We start from the raw sequence: 6,983 nt of genomic DNA, 5'->3' as shown, positions 1-6,983 counted from the left end.
CAGGCCCGCTTCTGCCGGCGTGGCCGGAGAAACGCGGGGGGAGGGGGGATCCGTTGCTGGTCAGTCCTTTCCGGCGAGCCGCCAGATCTGGTTCTTCTTGGTGGTCAGGGTGCTGCCGGTGTCGCAGGGCCACTGGTGGATCTTCGCGCCGGGGCTGGTCGAGATGGTGCTGACGTCGACGCACTTGCCGCTGTGGACGGCGACCAGTTGGTAGTCGTGGCTGTTGCCGAGCGCGGTGACGGGCTTGAGGACGTATCGCTGGTTGGTGCCGCCGTGGCAGGTCCACTGCTGGACGGCTGCCCCGTCGGCCGTGGAGAAGGCGGAGACGTCCAGGCACTTGCCGCTGGAGTGGTTGACGATGGTGTAGGTGTCGGTCGCGCCGCTGACGGGGTGGAAGTCGAAGCGCTGCTCCTCGCCGCTTCCGCAGGTGTTCTGCTGGTACTGGGTGCCGTTGGCAGTGGACTGGGCGGGGTCTTCGAGGCAGAGCCCGCTGTGTTGGGCGACGGCGGTGGAGGAGAAGCCGGTCGAGGCGCCGATGTGCAGGCTCAGCGGCGCGAAGGAGACCTGGTCGAGGTGCGGGGCGGAGCTGGAGCGCATGGGCTGTCCGATGTCGGTGCCCCCGCCGGAGTAGACCAGGCCGATGGTGGTGCCGTCGTAGTTGTAGAGCTGCGAGGCGGTGAACTTGACGGTGTTCGCGCCTGCCTTGAGGGTGACGGGGACGGTGTAGTCGTTGAACTGGTTCCAGTGCAGGGTGCTGGCGAAGTTGACGCGGGTGGAGGTGCCGCCGTTGACGCTGACGTCGGCGTGCTCGGCGTACAGGTCGGGGTTGTAGTGGTTGGAGGGCAGTTCCTCGGCGTTGGCGTAGCGCATGGTCATGGCGTACGTGCCGGCCTTGGGAGCGTCGACGTCGAGGGTGAGGGAGTTGGCGGTTCCGTTGCCGATGCCGGTGACGACGCCGCCGTCGGCCTGGCTGTAGGTGGTGTCGGCCTCGGCGGTGCCGGTGAGGGTGCCGTCCTCGGCCTGGTAGGTGACGACGTTGCCGGTGGTGACGGAGCTGCTGGCGCTGAACGGGGTGACGGCCAGGCGGTCCAGGGCGAGGGTGCCGCTGGTGCCGGTCACCTTGACCTTGTTGATGCCGGAGTTCAGATGGACCCGGTTGACGGAGGTGGACCAGGCGTCGGGTGTCGCGCCGGAGAGGGTCTGGTCGTCGACGGTCTTGCCGTTGACCTTGAGGTCGGCCTGGCCGGTGTTGCGGAAGCGGGCCGTCAGGTCCGCGTATCCGTCCCGGGCGGAGTAGACCCAGAACGTGGCGGACTTGCCGCTGGTGAGGTTGGCCGCGCCGGCGCCGGACTGGCCCTGGGAGGTGTAGGTGGTGGTGCCGTTGTCGGAGAGGTTGGCCTGTTCGGCCTCGTAGAGCGTGGTGCCCTGGACCGCGGTGTCTTTGTAGCGGAGGTCGATCTTGTCGATGATGGCGTCGCCGGTGGTCGACGCGCTGTTGTCGCCGGTGGTGGCCAGGGAGATGGTGTGGGTGCCGGCGGTGAGGTGCACGGTGGTGTCGCTGTGGCCCCACACGACCCACTGGAAGCCCACCGGTATGTCGATCCTGGTCGAGGCGCCGCCGTCGACGCGCATGTACACGTTCGTCGGGCCCTTGACGTCGGAGTCCTTGGCGTAGCTGCTGCCGAACACCGACAGGTCGTAGTCACCGGTGGTGGGGACGGAGACGGAGAAGGAGATCTTCGCGGTGGAGCCGGTGCGCAGACCGCCGACGTCCTTGGTGCCCGAGGCGGGGAACTTGCCGACGTCGCCGGTGGTGCCCTCGGTGTTGATGTTGTAGCCGCTGCCGCTGAGGGTGGCGTTCTCGGCCTCGTACGTGGCCGACCAGGTGTTGTCGGAGGCGGTGGTGGAGCCGGTGCCGCCCGGGGAGACGATCACCTGGTACGCGGAGTTGGCGTCCAGGGTGATGGGGAGGGTGATCGAGCTGTCGGAGCCCACGGCGACGTCGGCGTCGGAGAGCCGGGTCGGGGTGGCCGCCGCGCCGATGTAGCCGCTGTAGCGGTCCTGGAACACGCTCACGTGCACGGTGCTGCCGAAGACGGAGGAGCTGATGTTCTTGATGACCGTGTTGGAGTCGCCGCTGGTGCCGCCCCCGGCGAGGATGACGCGGGCCTGCTTCTTGGCCGTGTCGAGGCTCGCCAGGCCCTGGAGGGTGTACGCCGCGTTGTTGGCGGCACCGGTGACCTTGACGGTGTTCCCGCTCATGGAGCTGTACCAGTTGTACAGCCACCACTGGGCGTTGGGGGTGTTCTGGGCGGCGGCGGAGTCGCCGAGGTTGCCGTTGATGTTCCAGTACGGCAGGTTGCCGTCGACCTTCTCGTCCTCGATGGCCGCGATCCACTGGACCATCTGCCCGGGGTCGGTCAGGTGGAAGCGGTGCGCGTACTCGTTGAGGTTGACGGTGATCGGGGAGACCCCCGCGGCGGTCTCCACCGCGCGGTAGGCGTCGACGGTGCCGCGGACGTCCGCCGGGCTGCCCAGGGTGTGCCAGGTCACCACGTCGGGCAGGCAGTTGTTGGTCTTGCAGTAGGAGAGGAAGCCGCTGAGGGAGGAGCTGGAGTAGCTGGAGGTGTTGGGGCCGGCCAGCCGTGCCGCGGGCCAGATGCCCTTGATGAAGTTGTACGTCTGCCGCCACTCGGCGTTGAACGCGGCCAGCTGCGAGGAGTTGGTGCGCATCCCGCTGAACCAGTTGAGGTCGGGCTCGTTGTACGGGATGAAGACGATGTGGCTGGCGTAGGGGCTGGCCATCGCCTGCTCGACCTGGGTCCTCATCGTGTCCTGGTAGGCCGCGTAGCTGGCGCGTTCGTAGCCGGCGCGGTACACGTCCGTCATGTAGATGAAGATGTCCCCGCCGCCGCTGTCGACGAACGGCTTGGCGATCTCCAGGGCGTCCGAGCCGGGGTGCTGCTGTCCGTCCTGGTACTTGGTGTTGGTGGTCTTCAGCCCCATCCCCTCGATGAGGTTGTTCGTCGGCACCTCCGGCCCGTACAGGCCGTACAGCGCACCGGAGGCACCGCCGCGGAAGGCTCCGGTGGTGGTGCCCAGGTCGACGGTGAGGGTGGGGGTGGCGGCGGAGGCCGGCGTTGCCGTCGCGGTGGTGACACCGGCTACGACGGTCAGCGAGAGCAGCGTCTTGGTGATGCCGTGGAGAAGGCGTCTTCGGGTCGAGCGTCTTTGCCCGATTCTTCGCATGTGCTTACGTCCCTTCAGGGATGCGGCTGGTTGGTGCTGCGCCGGCCCCCCGAGCCGGACGATTGGGTGGGTGTCGCTCGCGGGTCAGACGACGGTGGCGCCGGTCCCGGTGTCCGCGTGCCGGCGGTCTTGGTGGCCTTGACGGCTTTGGTGGTCATGGGCGAGCAGCAGGTAGCTGCTGGCGGTCCAGGTGTAGGCGCGGTCGCGTAGTCCCTGGCCGGTCAGGGCGTCGAAGTTCTCGGCGAAGCCGGAGGTTTCGCACAGGGCGCGGAAGCGGGCGCTGATCTCGTCCGCGAGGCGTTCGTGCCCGGCGCGGCGCAGGCCGTCTTCGATGAGGACGGTGGCGGGGGCCCAGATCGGGCCGCGCCAGTAGCCGTCGGGCTCGTAGTGAGGGGAGGCGGGGTGTTCGGTCGCCAGGCCGAACGCGGTGAGGTGGGTGTCGATCCGTTTGGCCAGCCGGTCGCTGACCTTGGGGGGCAGGCGGTCGCCGAGCACGATCGGCATCAGGTCGAGCAGGCTGGCGCTCGGGGAGGGTGCGCCGCCGTGGGCCGGGCGGCTCAGGAACCGTTCGCCGTCCCACAGCTCGTCCAGCAGGGCGGCCTGGAGGGCGTCGGCTGCCTCGGTACGGCGCCGGGCGTCGTCCCGGAAGCCCAGTTCGGCGGCCAGCCGGGCCAGTTCGTCGAGCTGGAGGACCAGCACCGCGGCGAGGTCGGCGGTGACGGCCACGCGGTCGGGGTCGAAGGTGGTGGCGTTGTCCCAGCCGCTGTCGTTGCCGTGCTGGTAGTGGGGCAGGGCGGCGCCGGGTGCCCGCCGCGCGGTGAGCCAGAAGTCCGTCCAGCGGGTCAGTCTGTCGTACGCCTCGGTCAGTTGCGCCGGGGTGAGCGGTTCGCGGAGCCGTCGGCGCAGGTGGCCGAAGGCCCAGCCGTGGATGGGCGGTTTCACGAAGTTGTAGAGGACCTCGGAGTGGGTGACGGAGTCGGGCAGGGCGCCGCTCTCGTCCTGGTGGTCGAAGGGCAGTGAGAACTGGTCCCAGGCGAGGCCGGGGGATCCGGGGGCCAGGGCGAGGGCGTTGAAGCAGTGGTCCCAGCTCCAGACCTTGTCCATCCAGTGCTTGGACATCAGCACCGCGGGCCGGGTGACCAGACCCGCCGGGAGCACGGTCGCCGACCACACCACGTAGGCGGCGAGTTCGACTGCCGGGGTGCCGTCCGTACGCCATGGGGCGACCGTGTCAACGAACTCGGCGAACGACCGCCGCGCGGCCTCCGTGACCTCGCCGAACGTCGATGTCGAGCGGTAGGGCCGGCGCGCGCTGTCGAGTTCCTCGACCACGACCTCCCACGATCCGTCGGCCTCGGCGGTGATCGTGAGACCGCGGTCATCAGCACCGAGGGCCTGGGTGCCGTGCACGTCGGCAACCGTTCCGGACAGCACGGTGATCCGGTAGCGGCGTCCGGTCTCGTAGGAGGTGAACGTGTGGGCGCCCTCCACCGGGTCGCGGTAGAAGTAGGTCCCGCTGAAGGGGGTCAGGGCCTTCGCCGCCGCGGTGACGCGCAGGCCCAGCCCTTCGCCGTGGACGCGTACGGTGTCCGGCGTCTCGTAGGCGAGGTCGATGCGCCCGTCCGCGCCGGTCCAGGTGAGCAGGCTCGGTGTCGCCTGGACGAAGGTCTCCGCCCGCTCGCCCGTCGCCGCGTCGAGGGGGACGAGGCTCAGGACCGCGTGCATGCCGTTCTGGTGCGAGACCAGGTGCAGGTCCTCGGCACGTGTCTTCTCCGCGAGGACGGGAGAGATGCAGAACCAGGATCCGTGCGTGCTGAAAGGTATCTCGTGCACGGAGAAGGCCGGGCCGGATGGGGCGGCGGTCATGGGAGGCGGTACTCGTTTCTTGAGCGGGGATGGTCGGTGGCCTTCCGGGCGGTGCGGTGGTGCTCGCACGGCGGCTCGTGGAGAGCGCGGCGGCACGGACCGGCCGGCGGGATATCAGTCCTTGACGGCTCCGGCGCTCACGCCGGCGGCGACGTAGCGCTGGGCGAGGACGAGGATGACCGCGGCCGGGAGCGAGGCCACGACGGCGGTGGCCATGATGGCGTTCCACTGCTGGTTGTTGTTGCCGATGTAGTGGTAGATGCCGAGGGTGATCGGTTCGTGGGCGCCGCCGTTCGCGAGGGTGCTGGCGAAGACGAAGTCGGACCAGGACCACAGGAAGGCGAACAGGGACACGGTGACGATCGAGTTGCGGCTCATGGGCAGGACGATGGACCGAAAGGTGCGTACGGGTCCGGCTCCGTCCATCTGGGCGGCCTGGAGCAGTTCACCGGGGATGCCGGACATGAACGCGGTGAAGATCAGGACCGCGAAGGGGACAGCCAGTGTGGAGTCCGCGACGATCAGTCCGGGGACGGACTGGAGCAGGCCGAGGCTGAGGTAGATGGCGTAGAAGCCCATCGCCATGATGATGCCGGGGACCATCTGGGCGACCAGGAAGAGGAAACTGAGTACGCCGCCGCCGCGCGGTCGGAGTTTGGCCAGCGCGTAGCCGGCGGGCGCCGCCAGTGCCACGGTCAGGGCCACGGTGCCCAGGCCGATGACGAGGCTGGTGCCGAGGTAGGGCAACTGCTGGTCGAGGACGGCGCGGTAGCCGTCCAGGGTGCCGTGCACGGGGAACAGGTCCGGCGGGGACTTGCGCATGTCCTGGTCGCGGGTGAAGGACACGTTCAGCATCCAGTAGACCGGGAAGAGCATGACCGCGGTCAACAGCAGGCCGGCAACCGTCTTCCCCCAGGGACGGCGGCGCTGGTTCGGGACCGTCTGTGTATGCGTCATGACAGCGCCTGCTTTCGCTGGACCCTCAGGTAGACCAGGCCGAATACCAGGGCGGCGGCGACGAGCAGGTTCCCGACGGCCGCACCGGGGCCGAAGGCGGGGAGCAGGTTGCCGAAGCCGAGCCGGTAGGACCAGGTGGCGAAGGTGGTGGACGAGTCCGCCGGACCGCCCTTGGTCATGATCCAGATGATGTCGAAGACCTTGAGCGTGTACACCAGGCCCAGCAGCAGGGTGATGGCGGACACCGGGCGCAGCAGCGGGAAGGTGATGCTCCAGAACCGCCGCCAGGCGCTCGCGCCGTCGAGGGCGGCCGCCTCGTACAGGCTCGTGGGGATGGACTGCAGGCCGCTGTAGAGCACAACGAGGTTGAACGGGACGCCGATCCAGATGTTCGCGATGACCACCGAGGTCAGCGACCAGGACGGTGAGGTCAGCCAGTTCACCGGTCCGATACCGACAGCGTGCAGTGCGGCGTTGACGATTCCGGAGTCGCTGTTGAGCATCCACGACCAGGTGGAGGCCGAAACGATCAGTGGCAGCAGCCAGGGCACCAGGAACAGTGCGCGCAGGGTCGCCGACAGCCGGAAGTGCTGGTTGAAGAAGACGGCGAGGGCCAGGCCGATGGCGTACTGGAAGAACAGGCACACGACGGTGAACACCACGGTGTGCAGCAGCGCCGGTGCGAAGGTCGGGTCGTCGAAGACCTCGCGGTAGTTCTCCAGTCCGGTGAAGGGCGCGTTGCCCTGGACGAAAGAGCGGACGGTGTAGTCGCGCAGGCTCAGGTCGAGGTTGCGGTAGAGCGGATAGGCGTAGAAGAGAACGAGATAGAGGGTCACCGGGGCGAGGAAGGCCCAGGCGGCCCACTGCTGGGAGGCGGGGCGACGGCGCCGGTGCGTGGTGCGGGCCGGGGG

The 6,983-nt window shown here is 68.8% G+C and carries 4 protein-coding genes; all 4 read right to left on the bottom strand.

Annotated elements, in window-relative coordinates; translation table 11 throughout:
• Positions 1 to 60: 60 nt before the first annotated feature.
• Positions 61 to 3,249 (bottom strand): RICIN domain-containing protein, encoded by a 3,189-nt coding sequence (locus FNH08_RS40390; protein ID WP_152776498.1) that lies wholly within the window; start codon positions 3,247 to 3,249, stop codon positions 61 to 63.
• Between the two features lie 84 nt (positions 3,250 to 3,333).
• The gene (locus tag FNH08_RS40385) at positions 3,334 to 5,115 is read right to left on the bottom strand and encodes an amylo-alpha-1,6-glucosidase (protein ID WP_152776497.1); all 1,782 of its coding nucleotides are present in this window, start codon (positions 5,113 to 5,115) and stop codon (positions 3,334 to 3,336) included.
• Positions 5,116 to 5,229: 114 nt separating this feature from the next.
• On the bottom strand, positions 5,230 to 6,072 hold the full coding sequence (locus tag FNH08_RS40380) for a carbohydrate ABC transporter permease (protein ID WP_152776496.1): 843 nt from the start codon (positions 6,070 to 6,072) through the stop codon (positions 5,230 to 5,232).
• Positions 6,069 to 6,983 (bottom strand): carbohydrate ABC transporter permease (locus FNH08_RS40375; protein WP_152776495.1); only part of this gene is annotated, 915 nt, incomplete at its 5' end. The genes FNH08_RS40375 and FNH08_RS40380, both read right to left, overlap by 4 nt.

The organism is Streptomyces spongiae (genome assembly GCF_009377185.1).
Taxonomy (GTDB): Bacteria; Actinomycetota; Actinomycetes; order Streptomycetales; family Streptomycetaceae; genus Streptomyces; species Streptomyces spongiae.
This window is presented reverse-complemented; position numbering and strand designations above follow the sequence as displayed.

Bases quoted from the DNA above. Each gene is read 5' to 3' on its own strand.
- FNH08_RS40380 (WP_152776496.1), bottom strand. From the start codon at position 6,072: ATGACGCATACACAGACGGTCCCGAACCAGCGCCGCCGTCCCTGGGGG.
- FNH08_RS40385 (WP_152776497.1), bottom strand. From the start codon at position 5,115: ATGACCGCCGCCCCATCCGGCCCGGCCTTCTCCGTGCACGAGATACCT.
- FNH08_RS40390 (WP_152776498.1), bottom strand. From the start codon at position 3,249: ATGCGAAGAATCGGGCAAAGACGCTCGACCCGAAGACGCCTTCTCCAC.